Annotated in this window: 16 protein-coding genes; 5 read left to right on the forward strand and 11 right to left on the reverse strand. The window is 71.6% G+C overall.

The genetic code is table 11. The features are described from left to right. Position 1: 1 nt before the first annotated feature. The 3 genes from B8W67_RS08405 to B8W67_RS08415 all read right to left on the reverse strand — a co-directional run bounded on the left by B8W67_RS08405 (position 2) and on the right by B8W67_RS08415 (position 5930). Complete coding sequence (locus B8W67_RS08405; RefSeq protein WP_085303418.1) at positions 2–1444, reverse strand: lipase maturation factor family protein; 1443 nt, start codon at positions 1442–1444, stop codon at positions 2–4. Positions 1445–1510: 66 nt separating this feature from the next. Continuing rightward, on the reverse strand, positions 1511–5716 hold the full coding sequence (locus tag B8W67_RS08410) for an alpha-(1->3)-arabinofuranosyltransferase (RefSeq protein ID WP_085303448.1): 4206 nt from the start codon (positions 5714–5716) through the stop codon (positions 1511–1513). A 40-nt stretch (positions 5717–5756) separates the two neighbouring features. Further along, positions 5757–5930 carry a DUF2613 domain-containing protein gene (locus B8W67_RS08415; RefSeq protein ID WP_069390749.1) on the reverse strand — a complete coding sequence of 58 codons (174 nt, stop codon included), beginning with the start codon at positions 5928–5930 and terminating at the stop codon, positions 5757–5759. Positions 5931–6058: 128 nt separating this feature from the next. Between B8W67_RS08415 and B8W67_RS08420 the strand changes: the two genes are divergently transcribed. Both B8W67_RS08420 and B8W67_RS08425 read left to right on the forward strand, forming a co-directional pair. Beyond that, the gene (locus B8W67_RS08420) at positions 6059–7234 is read left to right on the forward strand and encodes a glycoside hydrolase family 3 N-terminal domain-containing protein (protein ID WP_069390748.1); all 1176 of its coding nucleotides are present in this window, start codon (positions 6059–6061) and stop codon (positions 7232–7234) included. Positions 7235–7307: 73 nt separating this feature from the next. Beyond that, a complete protein-coding gene (locus B8W67_RS08425; RefSeq protein WP_069390747.1) occupies positions 7308–7919 on the forward strand; it encodes a TetR/AcrR family transcriptional regulator in 612 nt (203 codons plus the stop codon). A 29-nt stretch (positions 7920–7948) separates the two neighbouring features. Here B8W67_RS08425 and B8W67_RS08430 read toward each other — a convergent pair whose 3' ends face one another. The 4 genes from B8W67_RS08430 to B8W67_RS08445 form a co-directional block, all read right to left on the reverse strand. After that, positions 7949–9067, reverse strand: a complete 1119-nt coding sequence (locus tag B8W67_RS08430) for a PPE family protein (protein ID WP_069390746.1) — start codon at positions 9065–9067, stop codon at positions 7949–7951. 192 nt (positions 9068–9259) lie between these two features. Then, on the reverse strand, positions 9260–10342 hold the full coding sequence (locus B8W67_RS08435; RefSeq protein ID WP_133056081.1) for a PPE family protein: 1083 nt from the start codon (positions 10340–10342) through the stop codon (positions 9260–9262). A 348-nt stretch (positions 10343–10690) separates the two neighbouring features. Continuing rightward, the gene (locus B8W67_RS08440) at positions 10691–11536 is read right to left on the reverse strand and encodes a MaoC/PaaZ C-terminal domain-containing protein (RefSeq protein WP_085303421.1); all 846 of its coding nucleotides are present in this window, start codon (positions 11534–11536) and stop codon (positions 10691–10693) included. 1 nt (position 11537) lies between these two features. Then, positions 11538–12914, reverse strand: a complete 1377-nt coding sequence (locus tag B8W67_RS08445; RefSeq protein WP_085303423.1) for a 3-oxoacyl-ACP reductase — start codon at positions 12912–12914, stop codon at positions 11538–11540. A gap of 141 nt (positions 12915–13055) precedes the next feature. Between B8W67_RS08445 and B8W67_RS08450 the strand changes: the two genes are divergently transcribed. Together B8W67_RS08450 and B8W67_RS08455 are read left to right on the forward strand one after the other, a co-directional pair. Next, entirely contained in the window at positions 13056–14417 is a 1362-nt protein-coding gene (locus B8W67_RS08450) for an acetyl-CoA C-acetyltransferase (protein ID WP_069390743.1), read from the forward strand. Between the two features lie 371 nt (positions 14418–14788). Beyond that, on the forward strand, positions 14789–15709 hold the full coding sequence (locus tag B8W67_RS08455; protein WP_085303425.1) for a TIGR03564 family F420-dependent LLM class oxidoreductase: 921 nt from the start codon (positions 14789–14791) through the stop codon (positions 15707–15709). 12 nt (positions 15710–15721) lie between these two features. Here the strand turns inward: B8W67_RS08455 and B8W67_RS08460 are convergent, their stop codons facing one another. From B8W67_RS08460 to B8W67_RS08470, 3 genes are all read right to left on the reverse strand, one after another. Next, positions 15722–16447: a DJ-1/PfpI family protein gene (locus B8W67_RS08460; protein ID WP_085303427.1), complete on the reverse strand. Its 726-nt coding sequence runs from the start codon at positions 16445–16447 to the stop codon at positions 15722–15724. A 16-nt stretch (positions 16448–16463) separates the two neighbouring features. Then, the gene (locus B8W67_RS08465) at positions 16464–17438 is read right to left on the reverse strand and encodes a GlxA family transcriptional regulator (RefSeq protein WP_275080460.1); all 975 of its coding nucleotides are present in this window, start codon (positions 17436–17438) and stop codon (positions 16464–16466) included. Positions 17439–17739: 301 nt separating this feature from the next. Next, positions 17740–19575 carry an acyl-CoA dehydrogenase gene (locus B8W67_RS08470; RefSeq protein ID WP_069390740.1) on the reverse strand — a complete coding sequence of 612 codons (1836 nt, stop codon included), beginning with the start codon at positions 19573–19575 and terminating at the stop codon, positions 17740–17742. A gap of 382 nt (positions 19576–19957) precedes the next feature. Between B8W67_RS08470 and B8W67_RS08475 the strand changes: the two genes are divergently transcribed. Further along, positions 19958–20449: a flavin reductase family protein gene (locus tag B8W67_RS08475; RefSeq protein ID WP_109470003.1), complete on the forward strand. Its 492-nt coding sequence runs from the start codon at positions 19958–19960 to the stop codon at positions 20447–20449. Between the two features lie 39 nt (positions 20450–20488). On the opposite strand, the gene B8W67_RS08480 is transcribed toward B8W67_RS08475, so the two are convergent. Further along, the gene (locus tag B8W67_RS08480) at positions 20489–21235 is read right to left on the reverse strand and encodes a succinate dehydrogenase/fumarate reductase iron-sulfur subunit (RefSeq protein WP_069390739.1); all 747 of its coding nucleotides are present in this window, start codon (positions 21233–21235) and stop codon (positions 20489–20491) included. Positions 21236–21282 lie beyond the last annotated feature (47 nt).

Consider the following 21282-nt stretch of genomic DNA (forward strand, 5'->3'; position numbering starts at 1 on the left):
CCTACTCGGGTGCGGTAAACGGGGAACGGCCCTCACCGCGCAGCGTAACCGGTGCCACATACGGACTGATCAGTGTCCTGTGCCACCAGGCGTGGTCGCGACGCAGTTCGGCCGCTGTGGTGAAGCGATACCGGTACAGCTGGGCGCGCACGTACCGGGGCGGGGTGTGCGGAAACGGGTTGTGGCGCAGCAGCCGCAACGTCGCCGGATCATTGGTCAAAAGGCGCGTCAGAAACGGTTCGAACCAGCCCTGCGCGTAGGACGGCGAGAGCGCGGCGAACCACATCAGCCAGTCCAGCCTCAGGTGATACGGGGCCCATTGCCGCGGGAGCCGACCCGGCGCACCGGGCTTGCCTTTGAACTCGTATTCGTGCCACACGGTGTGCTCGGTGAGGGTGGCCTCCGCGGTGCCCTCGACGATCACCTCGTCGCGGGTGCGGCCCACGCTGCCGAACGCCCCGTAGCTGTTGACCAGCCGCAGCGAGTTGAACGAGGCGTTCATCCGCTGACGCGGCGAGACCATGTTGGCCACCGGCCAGATGCTGAGCACCGCCACCACCGCGGTGGCCGCCACCACCGCGGCCACGAACCACGGCGGCCCCGGGTCGGCCGAGGCCACCGGTCCGGCGGGGCCCGGCCAGACCAGCACCGAGCCGGCGAGCACGATCGTCAACCAGTTCAGCCACGCGAAGTTGCCGGAGGCCACCAGCCACAGCTGGGTGAGGATCATGATCGTCGCCGCGATCGCGGCCACCGGCTGCGGGGCGAACAGGCCGAACGGCACCACCAGCTGGGTGAAGTGGTTGCCCGCCACCTCCACCCGGTGCAGCGGGGCCGGCAGGTGGTGGAAGAACCAGCTGGCCGGTCCCGGCATCGGCTGGGTCTCGTGGTGGTAGTCCAGGCAGGTCAGGTCGCGCCAGCAGCGGTCGCCGCGCAGTTTGATCAGACCCGCCCCGAACTCGACGCGGAACAACAGCCAGCGGGCCAGCCACAGCACCAACAGCGGCGGGGCGACCCGGTCGTTGCCTAAAAATATCGCCAGGAACCCGGCCTCGCACAGCAGCGACTCCCACCCGAAGGCGTACCACTGCTGCCCGACGTTGACGATCGACAGATAGGCCACCCACAGCAGCAGCCAGGCGACCATCGTCGCCCACAGCGGCACCACCGACGTCGCGCCGGCGACGATGGCGGTGGCCAGCGCCGCTCCGGCCCAGGCGACCGCCGCGAAGAACCGGTCGGAGTAGTGCCAGTAGAAAATGCTCGGTGCCTGCCGAAACGTTCGGGTGGCCAGATAGCGCGGGATCGGCAGCATGCCGTGTGCGCCGAGCAGCGCCCGAAACTGCTGGGCGGCGGTGAGGAACGCGATCAGGTAGACCGCGGCGATGCCGCGTTCCAGCACCAGCCGGCCCAGCTGGTACTCCGGCGCGCCGAACCAGTCCATGCCCCGCGGCTCCTCCGATAGGGCCCCTCCTGCTGTCTCCAGATTAGGGGTGGGCGCGCGGTCGCGTCACGGTCTGTCACGGTCGCCGCCCGGCCACGGCAGGACCGTGGCGGTCACCGCCGCCACCGACACCAGCGCCGCCAGCTGCACCCCCGGGGAGTGGCCGATGTAGCCGTCCACCGAGCGCCACGGGTAGCGGGCCAGCGCCGCGGCGGCCAGCCCCAGGCCCGCTGCGGAGAGCCCGACCAGCACGGCAGCGCCGCGGCGCAGCCGCCGCAGCGCCAACACGGCGGCGAACACGGCGGTGCCCGCCGGCCCGGCGAGCAGGGTGCCGGCGCTCAGCGCGGCCACCGTCGCTGCCAGCGGACCCGGCGCCCAACTGCGGGTGGGGGGCGACGAGCGGTCACCGCGGGTGCGCCGGCCCACCAGGGCGAGCAGCGCCAGCAGCGGCAGCAACGCCAGACCCCCGAACAGCCCCAGCCGGTACCCGGCGTTGGACGGGAAGGTCAACGTGACCGGTCCGGACGTGCCGGCGGGCAGCACCCAGCCCTGCTGCCAGCCGTTGACGGTCACCGCGGTGAGGCGATTCCCGTCGCCGGTGTGGGCCTGCCAGCCCGGGTTGACGCTCTCGGGCACCACCAGCACCCGGGTGACCTCGGCGCCGGGCACCGTGATCTCGCGGTGATCGGCGCGCCACACCCCGGTGCGCGCCGGGGTGGCCGGCGGCGCCGGCGGGTCGGGGTGCGGGCCGGTGAGCCGGACCCCGTCGACGACGAACGCCGAGCCGGGGCTGACCAGCAGTTCCTGGTGGCCCAACGGCAGGGCGATCGGGGTGTCGTCGCAGGGGTGCGCGGCGACCGGGCCGCCGTCGAGAAGGGCTCCGACGGTGGTGTCGATCGTGGTGTGCACGAACCGCCCGGCCACACCGATCACCGGCCCGTGCGCGCAGTCGAGGGTGACCGGCCGCGACCGGTTGGCGACCGGGTCGGCCGCGGCCACCGGGTCCCCGCCGGGCCCCAGCACGGTGACCTCGGCCAGCCCGGGCGGTTTGAGCTGATCGAAGCCGAGCGCGGTGCGGTCGATGACCGACTCCCAGTCCAGCAGGCTGACGGTGACGGTGTCGGTGACCCGCGGGTGCAGCGGCAGGGTCGTCGGCCCGCCGCGGCCGGCGACGGTGCGCACCTGCGGGCCGTCACCGAGGTCGACGGCCAGCACGCTCGGGTCGGTGGGGACCTCCGAGCGGCTCGGGGTGACCGTCAGCCCGGTCACCCGGGTGGCGGCCGGCAGCCGCAGCGTCAACGTCGGCGGGCTCTTGTGCTGCACCACGCGCTGCGGGGCACTCCAGGCGGTGTCGGGGTCGCCGTCGGTGGCGGCGTAGGACGAGCCGAGCACGTCGATCAGGTCGGAGTCGCCGAAACCACGGGTGGCCCCCGGCGCGGCGAGCAGGTCGGCCAACTGCGGGCTCTGCCGGGGCCGCAGCCACACCGTCGGGCGCACCGCGATGGGGCGCACCACGGTCAGGGTGCGGCTGAACACCTCTTCTTCCTCCGGGGGCAGGCTCATCGACGCGGCGCAGCGCACCCCGTCGGGGCCGGCGGCGCAGCCCGGCCGACCGGCGAGTTCGGCACCCAGATCCCACGCGGTCACCGTCGATCCCGGTGGCGGGCCCGGCACCGCCAGGGTGTGGCGCAACTCCACCGGGTGGGCGAACCCGGAGGCGTCGTAGGCGGTGACCGCCAGATCGGTGATGCCGAACTGAACCCCGGGCGAACCGTCGTCGGTGCCGGTCGCGGTGAGCCGCACCCACGGGGTCTCCCCGTAGGGCAGCGCGGTGCTCAGCGGACGGCCCGCCTCGTCGAACTTCAGTGTCGTGGTGCCGTTGGGGGTTTCGACCTGGATGCGGCGCACCTGCGCACCGACCGCGGTGGCGCTCGGTGTCACGGTGATGCTGCCGCTGGTGACCGGGTGGTCGAAGTCGATCTGCAGCCATTGGCCGATCGCCGCCTGCAGCGAGTTGGAGACCCACGCGGTGGCCGAGTCGCCGTCGATCGCCGCGGCCGGGGAGGTGGCCGGGCTGACGTTGGGCAGCGCGGTGGCGTCGCCGGCCGAACTCGACGCGGTGAGCCGGCCGCCGGTCCACGCGCTGACCGTCAGCGGTGCCCCGGGCACCGGGTAGTCGGGCACCCGGTTGTGGGTGTGGCGCGGGTCGTCGAGGCTGCGCGCCGCCGACGAGTGGTGATCCACCCGGCCGTAGTCGGTTTCGCGGGCTACCGGGGTGTCGGTGACGGTGACGGTCGGGGCGGGCAGCCCGGCGCGGCGGGCGTCGGCGGTGAGCAGCGCCGGGCCCAGCGGCGGGTCCCCCAGCAGGCGCTGACGCTCGTCGAGGCGGGCCAGCACCTCCGGTCCGCCGTCGATGCGCGGCAGTGCGGCGGCATCGGCCAGGTAGGGCGCGGCCGGGTTGGTGGCGGTGTCCACCCGGTAGATCTGCACCGGCGGATAGGTGGGGCGCAGGCCGGAGTCGATGACGAATCCGTTGAGGGTGCCGGGCCCGACCGGGTCGCCGAACTCGGCGACCTTGCTCAGCCCCGGGGAGCCCTCGATCGCCTGGTGCACCAGGATCGGGCGCGCCGAGCGTGACGTGTCGGGATCCAGGTCGTTGCGGACCACCAGGTAGGCGATGCCCTGGCGGACCAGGGTGTCGGCCAGCCCCGCCGAGGGCCGGCCACCGGCCAGCATCCGCTGCACCGAGTCGAACGCTCGGATGGCCTGCGGGGGGGTCAGCGGAATGGAGTCGCGCACCCCCCACGGGCTGTCGCCGAGCACCTGCAGCGGCTCATCGTGGGTGGATCCCCACACCTGGGTAGCGAACGGGGCGCCCGGCACCACCAGCACCCGCCCCGGGGTGGGGGTGCCGGTGTTGTGGGTGGTCAACCAGTCGGCGGCCTGCTGCCAGTAGTCCGGGATCGCCCGGAACGTGCCCGGCGGGGTGAGCCGGCCGGTCCACGCCAGCGACGTGGCCGTCAGCAGCGCGCAGAGCACCACGATGCCGACCGCCACCCGCTTGTCGCGCTCCGGGTGGGCGAACGCGGTGCGCCACTGGGAGCGGGGGGCGCTGCCGGGCAGCGGGATCCGGCCCAGCAGCGCGGCCAGCCCCAGTGCCAGCGGGATCCGGATCACCGACTCCAGCTTGTGCACGTTGCGCAGCGGCGCCCCGGCCGCGTCGAGGAACTCCTGCACCGGGTGCGCCAGCGGGGAGCCCAGCCCCCCGGCGTAGCCCAGCCCCAGCAGCACCACCCCGACCAGCAGCATCGTCACCAGCCGGCCCGCCGCGGGGTGACGGTCCGCGGCCCGCCCGGTCGCCAGCAGCGCCAGCCCGGCCAGTCCGGCGGCGGCGACCAGCCCGGTCGCCAGGACGTAGAGCGGGCCGGTCACCAGGACGGTGCCGGCGGTGGCGTCGGGGGCGACGAACGGGGTCCACCCGGCGGTGCCGCGCAGCATCTCGGTCAGCGACGTCCACTGGGTGGTCACCCCGGACGATTCGATGAAATCGAGAAACGGGGGGCTGATCCGGCCCAACGCCAGCAGCGCGGTGAGCCACCACAGGCTGGCCAGGGCCGCGGCCAGCGCGGCCCACCCGGTGAACCGCCACCAGCGCCGATCCGGGCGGTGGGCGGCCCACCAGATCACCGCCGGAAGGCATCCGGCCAGGGTGGCCACCGCGTTGACCGCACCCATCAGCGCCATCGCCAGCCCCGCCTGGCCGGCCAGCATGCGCAGCGGCCGCGGCGGCGGATCGTCGCGCAGCGCCACGATCACCGGCAGCAGCACCCACGGCGCCAGCATCATCGGCAGGGTCTCCGAGGAGATCGACCCCACGGTGGTCAACACCCGCGGCGACAACGCGAACGCCGCGGCGGCCAGCACCCGCGAGGTGGGGCTGCCGATCCGCAGCGCCTCGGCCACCCGCAGCAGCCCCCAGAACCCGACGGTGAGCAGCAGCGCCCACCACAGCCGCTGGGTGACCCAGCCGGGCAGCCCGATCAGATCTCCGGCGAGGAAGAACGTGCCGTGCGGGAACAGATAGCCGTAGGCCTGGTTCTGGGCCTGCCCGAACGGCAGGTCACTGCTCCACAGGTTGGTGGCGCGGGCTAAAAACCGCAGCGGATTGGCGGTCAGGTCCAGTTTGGTGTCCGGCGAGATCTCGCCGGGTGCCTGCAGGAACGTGCCGACCAGCGCGACGGCGCCGACCAGCCAGAGCCACCGGCGCGACACCGGGTCACGCACTGCGGTGGACGGGGCGGGTGTGCGCAGCTCAGCTGCGGTCGCCGTACTCAACCCGGTTGAGCAGCGACGACTGCGGGTCACCGCCGGCGATCTGCGGTTTGGTGTCCTGCTGCACCATCAAGGTGATCCCGAAGATCGCGGCCGCACCGAGCAGCAGGCCGACGACCACGCTGGCCGCGGCGGGCACCACAAACCGCTGCATTGATCAGGCTCCTACACATCGACCGGTCGGGGTGAACCCCGTTCGCCAAAGTAGCACGGGGTTCGGCGGAAACGAGGGAGGTGTCGGGGTCCCCGCCGCTGCCGGGGCGGCCATGACACCATGGACCGATGATCCGACGATCCCGCCTCGCGCGTGTCCTGGTCACGCTCGCGACGCTCTCCGCGTTGTTGTTGGCCTGCTCGCACTCCGGGGAGCACCCCGCCTCCGCGCAGCCGAACACACCGGAGGCCCCGGCGGCCCCACCGGCCGCGCCGCAGGATTCGGCCCCCGCGGTCTGCGGTGACGTGACCCAGCTGCCGCGCCGCGACAAGCTGGCGCAGCTGCTGATGGTGGGGGTGCGCGACGCCGCCGACGCCCGCGCGGTGGTCACCGATCACCACGTCGGCGGGATCTTCGTCGGCAGCTGGACCGACCTGTCGATGCTCAACGACGGCTCGCTCACCGACATCACCGGCGCGGCGGGCCCGTGGGCGCTGGCGGTCAGCGTCGACGAGGAGGGCGGCCGGGTGTCGCGACTGTCGTCGCTGATCGGATCGTCGCCGTCGGCGCGGGTGCTGGCCCAGACCAAAACCCCCGACGAGGTGTACGGCATCGCCCGGGACCGCGGCCAGAAGATGCGCAACCTGGGGATCACGGTGGACTTCGCCCCGGACGTCGACCTCAGCGACGCCGCCGACGACACCGTGATCGGCGACCGGTCGTTCGGCACCGACCCGGCCACGGTCGCCGAGTTCGCCGGGGCGTACGCGCGCGGGCTGCACGATGCCGGGGTGACCCCGGTGTTCAAACACTTCCCCGGCCACGGTCACGCCTCCGGGGACTCCCACACCGGCGGGGTGAGCACCCCGCCGCTGGAGCAGCTCAAAGCCGACGACCTGGTGCCCTATCAGAGCCTGGTCACCCAGCCGGGCGCGGCGGTGATGATCGGCCACATGCAGGTGCCCGGGTTGACCGGCGACGATCCGGCCAGCCTCAGTCCCGCGGCGGTGAACCTGCTGCGCAGCGGCGGCTACGGCGGCCCCGGCTTCGGCGGGGTGATCTACACCGACGACCTGTCGTCGATGGCGGCGATCAGTTCCCGCTTCGGCGTCGGCGAGGCCGTGCTGCGCGCCCTGCAGGCCGGTGTCGACGTGGCCCTGTGGGTCACCACCGACGAGGTCCCGGCGGTGCTCGACCACCTCGAGCAGGCGATGGATGAGGGCACACTGTCGATGCAGGCCGTCGACGCCGCGGCCGGCCGTGTCGTGGCGGCGAAGGGACCGGGGCCGGCCTGCACGGGCTGAGCAGGGCCCACCCGGGGCGAGAATCCCCGGTGGGCATCCCGGGTGAGCACGGGCCGGTACGGGAAGGGGCAGCATGGCGCGAACCAAACGGCTGCCCCGCGCCGTCCGGGAGCAGCAGATGCTCGACGCCGCGGTGGAGATGTTCTCCATCAACGGCTACCACGAGACCTCGATGGACGTCATCGCGGCGAAGGCCGAGATCTCCAAGCCGATGCTCTACCTCTATTACGGGTCCAAAGAGGAACTCTTCGGCGCCTGCCTGGATCGGGAACTGCACCGGTTCATCGACGCGGTGCGCGCCGACATCGACCTCGAGCAGGGCGCCCACGATTTGCTGGCCAACACCATCGACACGTTCCTGCACTACATCGACGCCAACCGGGCCTCGTGGATCGTGCTCTACACCCAGGCCACCAGCTCCCAGACCTTCGCCCACACCGTCCGTGAGGGCCGCGACCGCATCATCGAACTGGTGACCCGGCTGCTGCAGGCGGGCACGCGGCATCCCGAACCCGACGACGACTTCGAGATGATGGCGGTGGCGCTGGTCGGTGCCGGCGAGGCGGTGGCGACCCGGGTGAGCACCGGCGACGCCGAGGTCAAGGAGGCGTCGGCGCTGCTGACGCAGCTGTTCTGGCGCGGGCTGAAGGGCACCCCGCCGGAGCGCGACGGCGCGCCCACCTGACCGGCTACCCGCACGGCGCGCGGGCCGGGCTAGCCGGCGGACATCGGGCGCGGCATCGTGAACGCGCGGGGGCCGGTGCGCACCACACCGTCGCCGATCCCGCGGCCGGCGGCCCCGGCTCCCGACAGCGGCACCCCGCCGACGGTGTCGGCGGGCGCCTTCGCGGCGCCGGCCAGCCCGGATGCCGCGTTTCCGCCGGACAGCGCGCCCAGCGTGGCGTTGGTGGTGGGCGTCGAGCCGGCCCAGCTCGCCGGCACGGACAGCCCACCGAGGCGGGTGGCGCTGGTCAGGCTGGCCGTGATCGGGGCGCTGGTGGCGGGGGTGGCCCCCATCGCGGCGCTCAACCCGGGGCCGGCGGTGAACGCCGCCGTCGCCGGGGCCAGCATCATCCCGTTGGCGCCGCTGATCGCCGAGGAGCTGAGCGCGCCGGTGTTGCCGAACGTCCGCAGAAAGCCGGCGCCGGAGGCGACGGTGCCCATCGCGAAGAACGGCCCGCGCAGCGACTCGCTGAGCAGCTTCGCGCTGTCCGCGCCGGTGCCGGTGAGGTCGACCGGGGAGTTCACCGCGGTGGTGTCGGCCGTGTTGAGGAGCGCGGCCGTCTGGTGCGCCGCCCCGGCCGGATTGGTGGTCTGCCGGGCCGGGGTGGGGTGCGGCAGGGCGCTGGACTGTTCGGTGGCGGCGGCGTAGCCGTACATCGCCGCCGCGCACTGGGCCCACATCTCCAGGTAGAGGGTTTCGGTGGCCATGATCGCGGCGGTGTTCTGGCCCAGCACGTTGGTGGCGATCAACGAGGCCTGCAGGCTGCGGTTGGCGGCGATCACCGGCGGCGGGGTGGTGGCCGCGCGGGCGGTCTCATAGGCCAGCGCCTGCGCGGTGGCGTGGGCGCCGGTCTGTTCGGCGCTGCCGGCGGTGGTGGTCAGCCACCGGATGTGGGAGGCCGCGGCCGCCGCCATCTGTTGGCCGGCCACCCCGTGCCAGGTGTTGGCCAGCCCGGCGATCTGCGCCTGGTATTTCGCCGCCGCCGTGCCCAGTTCGTTGGCCAGCGTCTGCCAGGCGGTGGCGGCAGCCCACATCGGCCCCGAACCCGGCCCGGCGTAGAGCCGGGTGGCGTTGATCTCGGGGGGCAGGGCGCCGAAGTCGACGAGCATGACCGGTGTCGCCGTGCCCTACCCGGACCGGTCCCGTCGCGGCCGGTCGCCCGCCGAGGGGCGCACGACTGCGCGCACGCAGAGATCACGCCGTCGCCCAGCCATATGACGTGAATAGTCGCTGAACCTTCACAGAACCTGGATGCCAGCTAGAAACCACCTGTTCACCTGGCGGTTTGTCGGGTGGGCAGGTCAGCCCGCCGATAGCGGCCGGGGCATCACGAACGCGCGCGGCCCCACCCGCAGCACCCCGTCGCCGGGGCCGCGGGAGGCCGCCGCGGCCCCCGACAGCGGCACCCCGCCGAGCATGTTGCCGGCCGCGCCCACCTGGGGGCGGACGCCGACGGTCGGGGTGGTCGGCCCCGTCGCGGCGGCGGCAGTGGCGTTCGCGGTGGCCCAACCGGACGGCACCGTGAGCCCGCCGATGCGGGTGGCGCCGGCCAGGTGGGCGGTGACCGGTCGTGCTGCGGGCAGCGACGGCGCGCCGGGCGTGGCGGCCCGCAGCACCGAGGCCGCCGTGCCCGGGGGCACCACGGCGGTGCCCGCGCCGGTGATCGCCGGTGACCCCAGCGCCCCGGTGCCGGGTGCGAGGGTCTTGATGAAGCCCGCGCCCGACGAGATGGCGCCCGCCCCGTAGTACAGCGGCTGCAACGTGTCGCTGAGGCCGGTGGCGAGCTGATGCGGCGCGTCGGCCAGCGACGAGGGCGACACGGCGTTCACCAGTTCGCCGACCGGGGTGGCGGCGGCGCCGGTGGCCGGTTGCGGCGTGGGGTGGTCCGGCAGGGCGCTGGACTGTTCGGTGGCGGTGGCATAGCCGTACATCGCCGCGGCGCACTGGGCCCACATCGCGAGGTACTGCGCCTCGGTGCTCATGATGGCGCCGGTGTTCTGGCCGAGCACGTTGGTGGCGATCAGCGTGGCCTGCAGGCTGCGGTTGGCCGCGATCACCGGTGGCGGTGTGGTGGCCGCGCGGGCGGTCTCGTAGGCCAGTGCCTGCGCGGTGGCCGCCGCGCCGGCCTGCGCGGCCTGCGCGGCGGTGGTGGCGAGCCACTGGATGTGGCGGGCGGCCGCCACGGCCATCCGGTGACCGGCCGCGCCCTGCCACGCGGCCGCCAGACCGGTGATCTGCTGTTCGCAGCTCGCCGCCGCCGCGCTCAGCTCAGCGGCCAACCGTTGCCAGGCGGCGGCGGCCGCCTGCATCGGTGCTGAGCCCGGCCCGGCGTAGAGCCGGGTGGCGTTGATCTCGGGGGCGAGCGCACCGAAGTCGATGACCATCACCGCACCGCCCGTCTAGCCGGCGGTGCGGGACGCGGTCGACCCACCGTGGTCGACGCGGTGGGGTGCTGTCTCTGCCATCTCGGTGCTCCACGACATGGGCGGTCCTCATCTCGACGTCACACACAGCACCCGCTCTGCCGTAGAGACTCGCTGCCCTTATCGAGAATGAAAACCGAGGATGCTGCGGACAACCTGGAAGGCGACTTCCAAGCACCTGGTGGCAGGCACGAACACCCACGAAACACCCACAAAACACCCACAAAACACCAGGGTGTGGGCGCGGGGACGGGCGCGGTGTGTGGCGAGGGCCACCACCGGCGTGCCGTCCCCGGCGGTTGCCCCCGGTCAGACCGCCGACAGCGTCGCGGTCAGGTGCGGGTAGCCCTTGGTGAGGTTGCGCAGGGCCAACGCCCAGCCGTCGGCGGTCCGATCGGTGTAGAGGCCCACCGTCGCCGGCAGCAGCACCGGTTTGCCGAAGCGCACCGAGTAGCGGACCGCCTCGGGCAGCTCGGACTCGATGTTGGCCAGCACCGCCGCCGCCGAATACATGCCGTGGGCGATCACGGTGGGGAACCCGAACAGCTTCGCACCCAGTTTGCTGGTGTGGATCGGGTTGTGGTCCCCGCCCACCTCGGCGTAGCGGCGGATCTGGCGGGGGGTGATCCGCAGCAGCGCGGTCGCCGGCGGCAGTTTGGCCTGCTTGGCCGGCGGCGGCTTCGGTTCGTCGGAGAGGCTGGTGCGCTGTTGATGCAGAAACGTCGTCACCTGATGCCAGGCCAGGTCGTTGCCGACGTGCACGTCGGTGACGATGTCGACCAGCAACCCCTTGCGGTGCTCGCGCAAATTGGTCGCATGCACGGCGAGGTCGACGGTGTCGCTCACCGCGATCGGCCGGTAGGAGGTGATGTGGTTCTCGGTGTGCACCGACCCCATCGCGGCGAACGGGAAGTCGAACTCGGTCACCAGCGCCATCACCGTCGGGAAGCTCAGCGCGAACGGGTAGGTCAGCGGCACCGTGTCACCGAACCGCAGCCCGGTGACGTTGGCGTAAGCCGCCACGGTGGCCGGGTCCAGCCGCAGGTCCTTCACCCGCAGCGTGCGCTCGGGCAGCGTGTCGGGACGTGGCACCATCGGCAGCGCCCCGACCGCGGCGCGCAGCATGTTGGTCAATCCGCTGGGTTGTTCGGTCATCTCAGGCACCCAGCATCGCTTGGCCGCAGACCCGCACCGTGTTGCCGGTGACCGCGCTGGACGCGGGGCTGGCGAAGTAGGCGATCAACTCGGCGACGTCGACCGGTTCACCACCCTGGAACAGCGAGTTGAGCCGGCGACCCACCTCGCGGGTGGCCAGCGGGATCGCGGCGGTCATCTCGGTCTCGATGAAGCCCGGGGCGACGGCGTTGATCGTGATGTTCTTCTTCGCCAGCTTCGGCGCCAGCGCCTCGGTCAGCCCGATCATCCCGGCCTTGGTCGCCGCGTAGTTGGTCTGGCCGCGGTTGCCGGCGATCCCGGCCATCGACGACAGCCCGATGACCCGGCCGCCGTCGTTCAGCGCCCCGGCGTCGACCAGGCCCTCGGTGAGCCGCTGCGGGGCCAGCAGGTTCACCGCCACGACCGCGTCCCAGCGGGCGTCGTCCATGTTGGCCAGCAGCTTGTCGCGGGTGATCCCGGCATTGTTGACCAGAACGTCGGCCGTGCCGCCGTTGTGGTCGCCGTAGTGCTCGCGCAGATGCGCGGTGATCGTGTCCACCGCGTCGCCGGCGGTGACGTCGAGGGTCAGCGCCGTGCCGCCCACCTTCGCCGCGGTGCGCGCCAGGGCCTCGGCGGCCGGCTCCACGTCGATGGCCACCACCTTGGCGCCGTCGCGGGCGAACACCTCGGCGATCACCGCGCCGATGCCGCGGGCGGCGCCGGTGACGATCGCGACCTTGCCCTCCAGTGGGCGATCCCAATCGGCGGGGGCGCTGGCCTCACCGGCGCCGACGTAGAACACCTGACCGTCGACGTAGGCCGACTTGGCCGACAGGATGAACCGCAGCGTGGACTCCGCGCCGCTGATGCCGGCCTTGGCCTTCGGTGACAGGTACACCAGCGACACCGTCGCGCCGCGGCGCAGCTCCTTGCCCAGCGAACGGGTGAAACCCTCCAGGGCGCGCTGGGCGATGTGCTCGTCGACGTCGCTGATCTCGGCGGGGGTGGTGCCGACGACCACCACCCGGCCCGACGGGCCGAGGTTGCGCAGCAGCGGGGTGAAGAACTCGTGCAGACCTTTGAGCCCGGCCGGGGTGGTGATGGCGGTGGCGTCGTAGACCAACCCGCCGAACGAGTCGGCCCACCGGCCACCGAGATTGGCCGCCACCAGGTCGTAGTCGTCGGCGAGCGCAATCCGCAGCGGCTCCACGACCCGGCCGGACCCGCCGATCAGCAGCGAGCCCGCCAGCGGGCGCTCCCCGGGCCGGTACCGGCGCAGCGTCTCCGGTTGCGGTACGCCGAGTTGCTTGGCCAGAAACGAGCCGGGACCGGAGTTGACGATCTGCGACAACAGATCGGAGGGGAGCTTGGGCGCCACTGGACTGCCTTCCGTTGCGGACGAACCGGGTATCGACTACGAACTTACTCCAGAGTAAGAACAGTGGGTAGTATGGCCTGACGGTCGGTCATCTCACAACCGGACCATCCTGCCCCTTTCCAGCGACCTTTCGGAGACACCGTGGCTTCTGCAAACGCATCTGACGCATCTGATTCCGCCAACACCGCACGTCGGCGCGTCGCCGTCCTCGGCGGCAACCGCATCCCATTCGCCCGGTCCGACGGCGCCTACGCCGAGGCCTCCAACCAGGACATGTTCACCGCCGTGCTCAACGGCCTGGCCGACCGGTTCAACCTGGCCGGTGAGCGGCTCGACGCGGTCGTCGGCGGGGCGGTGCTCAAACACAGCCGCGACTTCAACCTGATGCGCGAGTCGGTGCTGGGCTCGACCCTGTCGTCCTACACCCCCGCCTTCGACATCCAGCAGGCCTGCGGCACCGGGTTGCAGGCCGCGATCTGCGCCGCCGACGGCATCGCGGCCGGGCGCTACGAGGTGGCCGCCGCCGGCGGGGTGGACACCACCTCGGATGCGCCGCTGGAGGTCGGCAACGAGCTGCGCCGCACGCTGCTGGCGCTGCGCCGGGCCAAGACCAACCTGGCGCGGCTCAAGCTGGTGGCCAAGCTGCCCGCCACCCTCGGGGTGGAGATCCCGGCCAACCAGGAGGTGCGCACCGGGCTGTCGATGGGGGAGCACCAGGCGATCACCACCAAGCAGATGGGGATCACCCGCGTCGACCAGGACGAACTGGCTGCCGCCAGCCACCGCAACATGGCGGCCGCCTACGACCGCGGTTTCTTCGACGACCTGGTCAGCCCGTTTTTGGGCCTGTACCGCGACAACAACCTGCGCGCCGACTCCAGCGCGGAGAAGCTGGCGAAGCTGCGCCCGGTGTTCGGGGTGAAATCCGGTGACGCCACCATGACCGCCGGCAACTCCACCCCGCTCACCGACGGCGCGTCGGTGGCGCTGCTGGCCAGCGAGGACTGGGCCAAGGCCCACAAGCTGACCCCGCTGGCCTACTTCGTCGACGCCGAGACCGCCGCGGTGGACTACGTCAACGGCGTCGACGGGCTGCTGATGGCCCCCACCTACGCGGTGCCGCGGCTGTTGGCGCGCAACGGTCTGGCGTTGCAGGACTTCGACTTCTACGAGATCCACGAGGCGTTCGCCTCGACGGTGCTCTGCCACCTGCAGGCCTGGGAATCCGAGCAGTACTGCACCGAGCGGCTCGGTCTGGATGCGGCGTTGGGTGCCATCGACCGGTCCAAACTCAACGTCAACGGCTCGTCGCTGGCCGCCGGGCACCCGTTCGCGGCCACCGGCGGGCGCATCCTCGCCCAGACGGCCAAACAGCTCGCCGAGGCCAAGGCGGCCAGGAAGGGCTCGGCCAAAAAGGGTGCGGCCAAGAACACCCCGATCCGCGCGCTGATCTCGATCTGTGCGGCCGGCGGCCAGGGCGTCGCCGCGATCTTGGAGGCCTGAGCGGCGCGGACACGGTTTCTGTAACGAGTCCGGGGGGTACACCGATACACCGGATGCTCCGTGTTGTTCACCAAACCCCGACCCGGTGGCAGCACGGAGCGTCAATTCTGTGTCGCGCAGAGTGGACCGCCACCGGACGGAGGGGATTCGGTGGCGGTCCATCTCATTTCCGGGGCTTTTTCCGGGGCTGGTCGGCACGGGTAGACCGGCGCGGGTGGACGGGCGTAACCTCAACAGCACGACGGGTTCGGGAGTGGTAGTTCCGAAGGGTCGGCATCACCGGGGTTTAAGCCGGCCGCGCGTGATCAAAGAGACGCCCCCACCCTCCCGAACCCGCCCTCATCGCCCGACCGCCTCCTAAGGTGGCGGTCATGCAGATCAGTGTTTTCGCCGGGGTCAGTGCCGGTGAGTCGGCGATCGACGCCACCGTCGAACACCTCGCCCAGTTGCAGGCGGACGGATTCCGGCGGGTGTGGCTGCCGCAACTGCCCCACGAACCCGATGTGCTCACGGTCCTGGCGGTGGTGCTGCGGGAGGTCGACGGGCTGCAGGTGGGTACCGGGGTCATCCCGATCCAAAACCAGCACCCGATGCTGCTGGCGCAGCGGGCGTTGACGCTGAGCCTGATCGGGCAGGGCCGGTTCCGCCTCGGCCTGGGCATGACCCATCAGGCGGTCACCGAGGGCATGTGGGGCATCCCGTGGGACCGTCCGGTGCGCCGGCTGCGCGAATACCTCGACGGCCTGCAGCCGCTGCTGGCCGGCCAGCACGTCGAGGCGGTCGGGCAGACCGTCACCACCCGCGGCGCGGTGCAGGTGCCCGGCGCCGCGGCCCCGGAACTGTTCGTCGCCGCACTCGGTCCGCAGCTGCTGCGGCTGGCCGGCGCCCGCACCGACGGCACCATCACCTGGATGACCGGTCCGACAACCCTCGCCGACCACATCGGCCCGACCCTGCGGGCCGCCGCCGCCGACGTCGGCCGCCCGGCCGGGGCGGTGCGGGTGGTGGCCTGCCTGCCGGTGAGCGTCAGCGACGATGTCGATGCGGCCCGCGCCCGCGCCGCCGAGCAGTTCGCCGTCTACGGGCATCTGCCGTCTTACCGGGCGATGCTGGAGCGGGAGGGATACACCGGCCCCGCCGATGTGGCGATCATCGGTGACGAGGCAAGCGTTGCCGACCGGATCCTCGACCTCGCCGCGGGCGGGGTCGATGAATTCGTCGGGGTGGTCTTCGACGGTGATCCCGAGGGTCGCGCCCGGACCCGGGCGTTGCTGCGCCGGCTCGACGGCTGAGCCGCGGGGCGTTCACACCGGGCTGCCCCGGCCCCGCGTCCGGGCCACCTGCACCGCCCGATCCCACAGCAGGCGTGCGGCGGCCGTCAGCGGCGCGGGTTTGAGCACGTCTTTCGCCAGCAACGCACCCGCGGCCGCCCGGGTCGTCGCCGAGGCCTTGCTGATGTGCCCGGAGTCGAACGGCGGCTGCGGGTCGTACTCGATCACCAGCTGGATCGCTTCGGCCCGGCCCGGCGAGGCGAGCCGTCCGGCCAGCCACAACCCCAGGTCGATGCCGGCGGACACCCCGGCGGCGGTGGCCAGGGCGCCGTCGTGCACGATGCGTTCGTCGCCGACCGCGCTGACCCCCCACGCGGTGAGGGCCGCCAGCGCCGACCAGTGCGACGTGGCCCGTTTCCCGGTCAGCAGACCGGCCGCCGCCAGGACCACCGAACCGGTGCACACCGAGGTGGTCCAACGGGCGCCCGGCTGGACCCGACGCAGCCAGTCCAGCAGCGCGGCATCGCGGGCGGCGGCCATCGACCCGGGGCCGCCCGGCACCAGCACCACATCCGGGCTGCCGGTCTCGGCCAGCGTGTGGGTGGCCCCGATCATCAGCACACCGGAGTCCGCGGTGACCGGGCCGGTCTCGTGCGCCACGAACCGCACCTCGGCGCCGGGCACCATGCGCAGCACCTCGTAGGGGCCGATGGCGTCCAGGGCGGTGAACGACGGGTAGAGCACGATCGCGATCTGCATGGCGGGTCCTTCCGGGTCAGGCGAACGTCTTGCGGTAGTGGTCGGGGGAGACCCCGAGCCGGCGGATGAAGGTGCGCCGCAGCGTCTCCGCGGTGCCGAAGCCGCACCGTGCGGCGATCGCTGTGACGGTGTCATCGGTCTGCTCCAGTTGCCGGCGGGCGGCTTCCACGCGGATCCGCTCGACGTAGGCCCCCGGGGGCATGCCGACCTCGGCGGTGAACCTCCGGGTGAAATGCCGCGGGCTCATCGCCGCGCGGGATGCCAGGTCGGGGATCCGGTGCGCGCCACCGGGCTGCGCCTCGATCGACTCCTGCACCGCGCGCAGCGGGGCGACCCGCGCTCGGGGCACCCAGACCGGGGCTGCGAACTGGGTCTGGCCGCCGGGGCGGCGCAAGTAGAGAACCAGCCAGCGGGCGACCGTCTGTGCGACCTCGGTGCCGTGGTCGTCCTCGACCAGCGCGAGGGCCAGGTCGATGCCGGCGGTCACCCCGGCCGCGGTCCACACCGACCGGGTGCTGCGCACGAAGATCGGCTCGGCATCGACGGTGACCGAGGGGAATTCGCGGGCGAGCTGGTCGGCGAACGCCCAGTGGGTGGTGGCGCGGCAGCCGTCCAGCAGGCCGGCCTGCGCGGCGAGGAATGCGCCGGTGCAGACGCTGACCACGCGGCGCGCGCGGGGCGCGGCATCGCGGAGCCAGGCGATGAGTTGCCGGTCGCGGCGGGCCGCGCTCACCCCGCCGCCGCCGGGCACCACCAGGGTGTCCACCGGGGTGCTGTGGTCCGGTAGCGGGATTGCCGCCAACTCCAGGCCGCTGGTCGCGGCGACCGGCCGGCCCTCGACGCTGGTCACCGCGACCCGGTAGCCGCCCGCGTCGCCGGCGGCCAGCGAGGCCGAGGCGAACACCTCCGCCGGGCCGACAACATCGAGCGCCTGAACACCCGGATAACCGAGGATCGCGATGGTGCGGACCGCATCTGCCACATCTGTCAGTTTTGCCGACCGCCGGTATGGCGTCTACGCCCCAGATCCCACCTTTTAGGACAGATTCGGGGGGTGCGGCGGGCGGCCCGGCGGGACACGTGACTGAGATCGACTCCCCAGCGGACATACACCCGCGCAGGGAAGCCTGTCTGTCCGCTGGGGAGTCGATCTCAGCAGTGACGGCGTTCCGGGGGCGTGGTCCAGGGGTCGTCAGGGGGCGTATCGCCCGACCGGCCGCCGTGGTGAGGCCGGAAACGTGAGGTGGCCCCGGGGTTTCCCCCGGGGCCACCTCACGGTCTGCGGCAGCCGATCAGAAGGCCGCCTCGTCGAGTTCCATGATGTCGTTGTCGAGGGTCTCGATGACCGTACGGGTGGACGACAGCAACGGCAGGAAGTTCTTGGCGAAGAACGACGCCACGCCGACCTTGCCCTCGTAGAACGCCTTGTCGTCGCCGCTGGCCCCGGCATCGAGCGCCTCCAGCGCCACCGCGGCCTGCTTGAGCAGCAGCCAGCCGATGACCAGGTCACCGACGGCCATCAGGAACCGCACCGATCCCAGACCCACCTTGTAGACGGAGGACACTTCCTCCTGGGCGGCCATCAGGTACCCGGTGAGCGCAGCGGCCATGCCCTGCACGTCCTCCAGGGCGGTGCCGAGCAGTTCCCGCTCGGTCTTGAGCCGCCCGTTGCCCGACTCGCTCTTGACGAACGACTCGATCTGGCCGGCCACGTGGCCCAGCGCCACACCCTTGTCCCGGATGATCTTCCGGAAGAAGAAGTCCTGGGCCTGGATCGCGGTGGTGCCCTCATACAGCGAGTCGATCTTGGCGTCGCGGATGTACTGCTCGATCGGGTAGTCCTGCAGGAAGCCGGACCCGCCGAGGGTCTGCAGGCTCTCGGTGAGCTTGGCGTAGGCCTGCTCGGAGCCCACGCCCTTGACGATCGGCAGCATCAGGTCGTTGACCTTGACCGCGAGGTCGGCGTCGACATCGTGCACGGTCTTGGCCACGGCCGCGTCCTGGTAGGTCGCGGTGAACACGTAGAGCGCACGCAACCCCTCGGCGTAGGCCTTCTGGGTCATCAGCGACCGCCGGACGTCCGGGTGGTGGGTGATGGTGACCCGCGGGGCGGTCTTGTCGGTCATCTGGGTCAGGTCCGCGCCCTGCACCCGCTCCTTGGCGTAGTCCAACGCGTTGAGGTAACCGGTGGACAGCGTCGCGATGGCCTTGGTGCCGACCATCATGCGGGCCTGCTCGATGACGTCGAACATCTGCGCAATGCCGCTGTGGACCTCGCCGACCAGCCAGCCCTTGGCGGGTACCCCGTGCTGACCGAAGGTCAACTCGCAGGTCGTGGAGACCTTCAGGCCCATCTTGTGCTCGATGTTGGTGACGAACACCCCGTTGCGCTCACCGAGCTCGCCGGTTTCGAAGTCGAACAGGATCTTCGGCACGAAGAACAGCGACAGCCCCTTGGTGCCCGGACCGGCGCCCTCGGGGCGGGCCAGCACCAGGTGGAAGATGTTCTCGAACAGGTCATCGGAGTCCGCCGAGGTGATGAACCGCTTCACCCCGTCGATGTGCCAGGAGCCGTCGTCCTGCTGGACCGCCTTGGTGCGCCCGGCGCCGACATCGGAACCGGCGTCGGGCTCGGTGAGCACCATGGTCGAGCCCCAGCCGCGCTCGGCGGCGGTGATCGCCCACTGCTTCTGCTCCTCGGTGCCCAGGTGGTAGAGGATGTTGGCGAACCCGGCCCCACCGGCGTACATCCACACCGCGGGGTTGGCGCCCAGGATGTGCTCGTGCAGCGACCACATCAGCGACTTGGGCATCGGCAGCCCGCCGAGCGCCTCGTCGAGCCCCGCCTTGTCCCAGCCGGCCTCGATGGTGGCGCGCACCGAGTTCTTGAACGCCTCGGGCAGGGTCACGCTGTGGGTCTCGGGGTCGAAGACCGGCGGGTTGCGGTCACCCTCGACGAACGAGTCGGCGATCGGCCCCTCGGCCAGCCGGCTCATCTCGGTGAGCATCTCCTTGGCGGTGTCGACGTCGAGGTCGCTGTACTCCCCCTCGCCGAGCGCCCGGTCCACACCGAAGACCTCGAACAGGTTGAACACCTGGTCACGAACATTGCTCTTATAGTGGCTCACGAATCTCCTCCTCGATGAGAACGCCACTGTGGTTGGGTACTTCGGATTAAGTTACCCACCAGTAACAGCGCCTAAGGTAACCCCTCGATAACCGCTGTGCAAGCCGATGGACGCAAATGTGAGCAAAATTTTGCCCACTAATTAACCAACCGGTTGGCTGCGCCGGGGATAGTCGGTGTGACCTGCGTCGATGGTCGCTGTGGCGTGGACTGCCCGGGGACTGCCCGGGGACGACTCGTGGACTGCTCGTGGATGACTCGTGGACGGCTCGCTCGTTGCGAACCGGGGGGCCGGCCGGGCCCGGCGCCGGGGGGCGGCCGGGTAGGCTGGGCGCCGGTATGGGAGTTGTGTGCGCGCTGTTGATCGCTGTGGAAGAAGTCTGGTGAGTCCCCCCGAAAAGTTGAGCCCGGAGGCGCTGCGCGAGGCGTTCGGGCATTTCCCGTCCGGGGTCATCGCCATCGCCGCCGAGGTCGACGGCACCCGGGTCGGGCTGGCCGCGAGCACATTCGTCCCGGTCTCGCTGGACCCGCCGCTGGTGTCGTTCTGTGTGCAGAACTCGTCGTCGACGTGGCCGCGGCTCAAGGACCGCCCCAGCCTGGGGATCAGCGTCCTCGGCGAGGCGCACGACGCCGCCGCCCGCACGCTGGCCGCCAAAACCGGCGATCGGTTCGCCGGGCTGGAGACCGAGTCGTCGCCGTCCGGGGCGGTGTTCATCAAGGGCACCTGCGTCTGGCTGGAGAGCGGGATCGAACAGCTCGTGCCCGCCGGCGATCACACGGTGGTCATCCTGCGGGTCGCCGACATCACCGTCCACGACGACGCGGCCGCGCCGATCGTGTTCCACCGCAGCACTTTCCGGCGGCTGGGGGTTTAGCCGGCTCAACCCACCGGTGGCCGGCCCCGCAGCGCCGCGCTAGCGGCGGAACAGTTTGTTGCCCAGCCAGACGATCGGGTCGTAGCGGTGCCCGGCGACGCGTTCCTTCATCGGGATGATCGCGTTGTCGGTGATCTTGATGCCCTCCGGGCAGACCTCGGTGCAGCATTTGGTGATGTTGCACAGTCCCAGTCCGGCCTGGTCCTGGGCCAGGTCGCGGCGGTCACCCTCATCGAGGGGATGCATCTCCAACTCGGCGATCCGGATGAAAAACCGCGGCCCGGCGTAGTTCTTCTTGTTGCCCTCGTGGTCGCGGATGACGTGGCAGACGTCCTGGCACAAGAAACACTCGATGCATTTGCGGAACTCCTGGGAGCGTTCCACATCGCGCTGGTCCATTCGGTACTCGCCGGGCTTGAGGTCCTTCGGCGGGGTGAACGACGGGATCTCGCGGGCCTTCTCGTAGTTGTAGGAGACGTCGGTGACCAGATCGCGGATGACCGGGAAGGTGCGCATCGGGGTGACGGTCACGGTCTCATCCGGGTCGAAGCTGGACATGCGGGTCATGCAGGTCAGCTTCGGCCGGCCGTTGATCTCCGCCGAGCACGACCCGCATTTGCCGGCCTTGCAGTTCCACCGCACCGCCAGGTCGGGAGCCTGGGTGGCCTGCAGTCGGTGGATGACGTCGAGCACCACCTCGCCCTCGTTGGCCTCAACGGTGAAATCCTGGAGTTCGCCGCCGTTCTCGTCGCCGCGCCACACCCGCATGTGTGCTTCATAGGTCATGGGCACTGCCCCTTCCCGCCTCGTGGTCGCCTGTGCTGCATCGCCCG

This window comes from Mycolicibacillus koreensis, from assembly GCF_002104795.1.
GTDB classification, from domain to species: Bacteria; Actinomycetota; Actinomycetes; order Mycobacteriales; family Mycobacteriaceae; genus Mycobacterium; species Mycobacterium koreense.

What these genes read in the sequence shown, in the direction of transcription:
- B8W67_RS08405 (WP_085303418.1), bottom strand. Translation starts at nt 1,444, where the DNA reads ATGGACTGGTTCGGCGCGCCGGAGTACCAGCTGGGCCGGCTGGTGCTG.
- B8W67_RS08415 (WP_069390749.1), bottom strand. Translation starts at nt 5,930, where the DNA reads ATGCAGCGGTTTGTGGTGCCCGCCGCGGCCAGCGTGGTCGTCGGCCTG.
- B8W67_RS08420 (WP_069390748.1), top strand. Translation starts at nt 6,059, where the DNA reads ATGATCCGACGATCCCGCCTCGCGCGTGTCCTGGTCACGCTCGCGACG.
- B8W67_RS08425 (WP_069390747.1), top strand. Translation starts at nt 7,308, where the DNA reads ATGGCGCGAACCAAACGGCTGCCCCGCGCCGTCCGGGAGCAGCAGATG.
- B8W67_RS08430 (WP_069390746.1), bottom strand. Translation starts at nt 9,067, where the DNA reads ATGCTCGTCGACTTCGGCGCCCTGCCCCCCGAGATCAACGCCACCCGG.
- B8W67_RS08435 (WP_133056081.1), bottom strand. Translation starts at nt 10,342, where the DNA reads ATGGTCATCGACTTCGGTGCGCTCGCCCCCGAGATCAACGCCACCCGG.
- B8W67_RS08440 (WP_085303421.1), bottom strand. Translation starts at nt 11,536, where the DNA reads ATGACCGAACAACCCAGCGGATTGACCAACATGCTGCGCGCCGCGGTC.
- B8W67_RS08455 (WP_085303425.1), top strand. Translation starts at nt 14,789, where the DNA reads ATGCAGATCAGTGTTTTCGCCGGGGTCAGTGCCGGTGAGTCGGCGATC.
- B8W67_RS08460 (WP_085303427.1), bottom strand. Translation starts at nt 16,447, where the DNA reads ATGCAGATCGCGATCGTGCTCTACCCGTCGTTCACCGCCCTGGACGCC.
- B8W67_RS08480 (WP_069390739.1), bottom strand. Translation starts at nt 21,235, where the DNA reads ATGACCTATGAAGCACACATGCGGGTGTGGCGCGGCGACGAGAACGGC.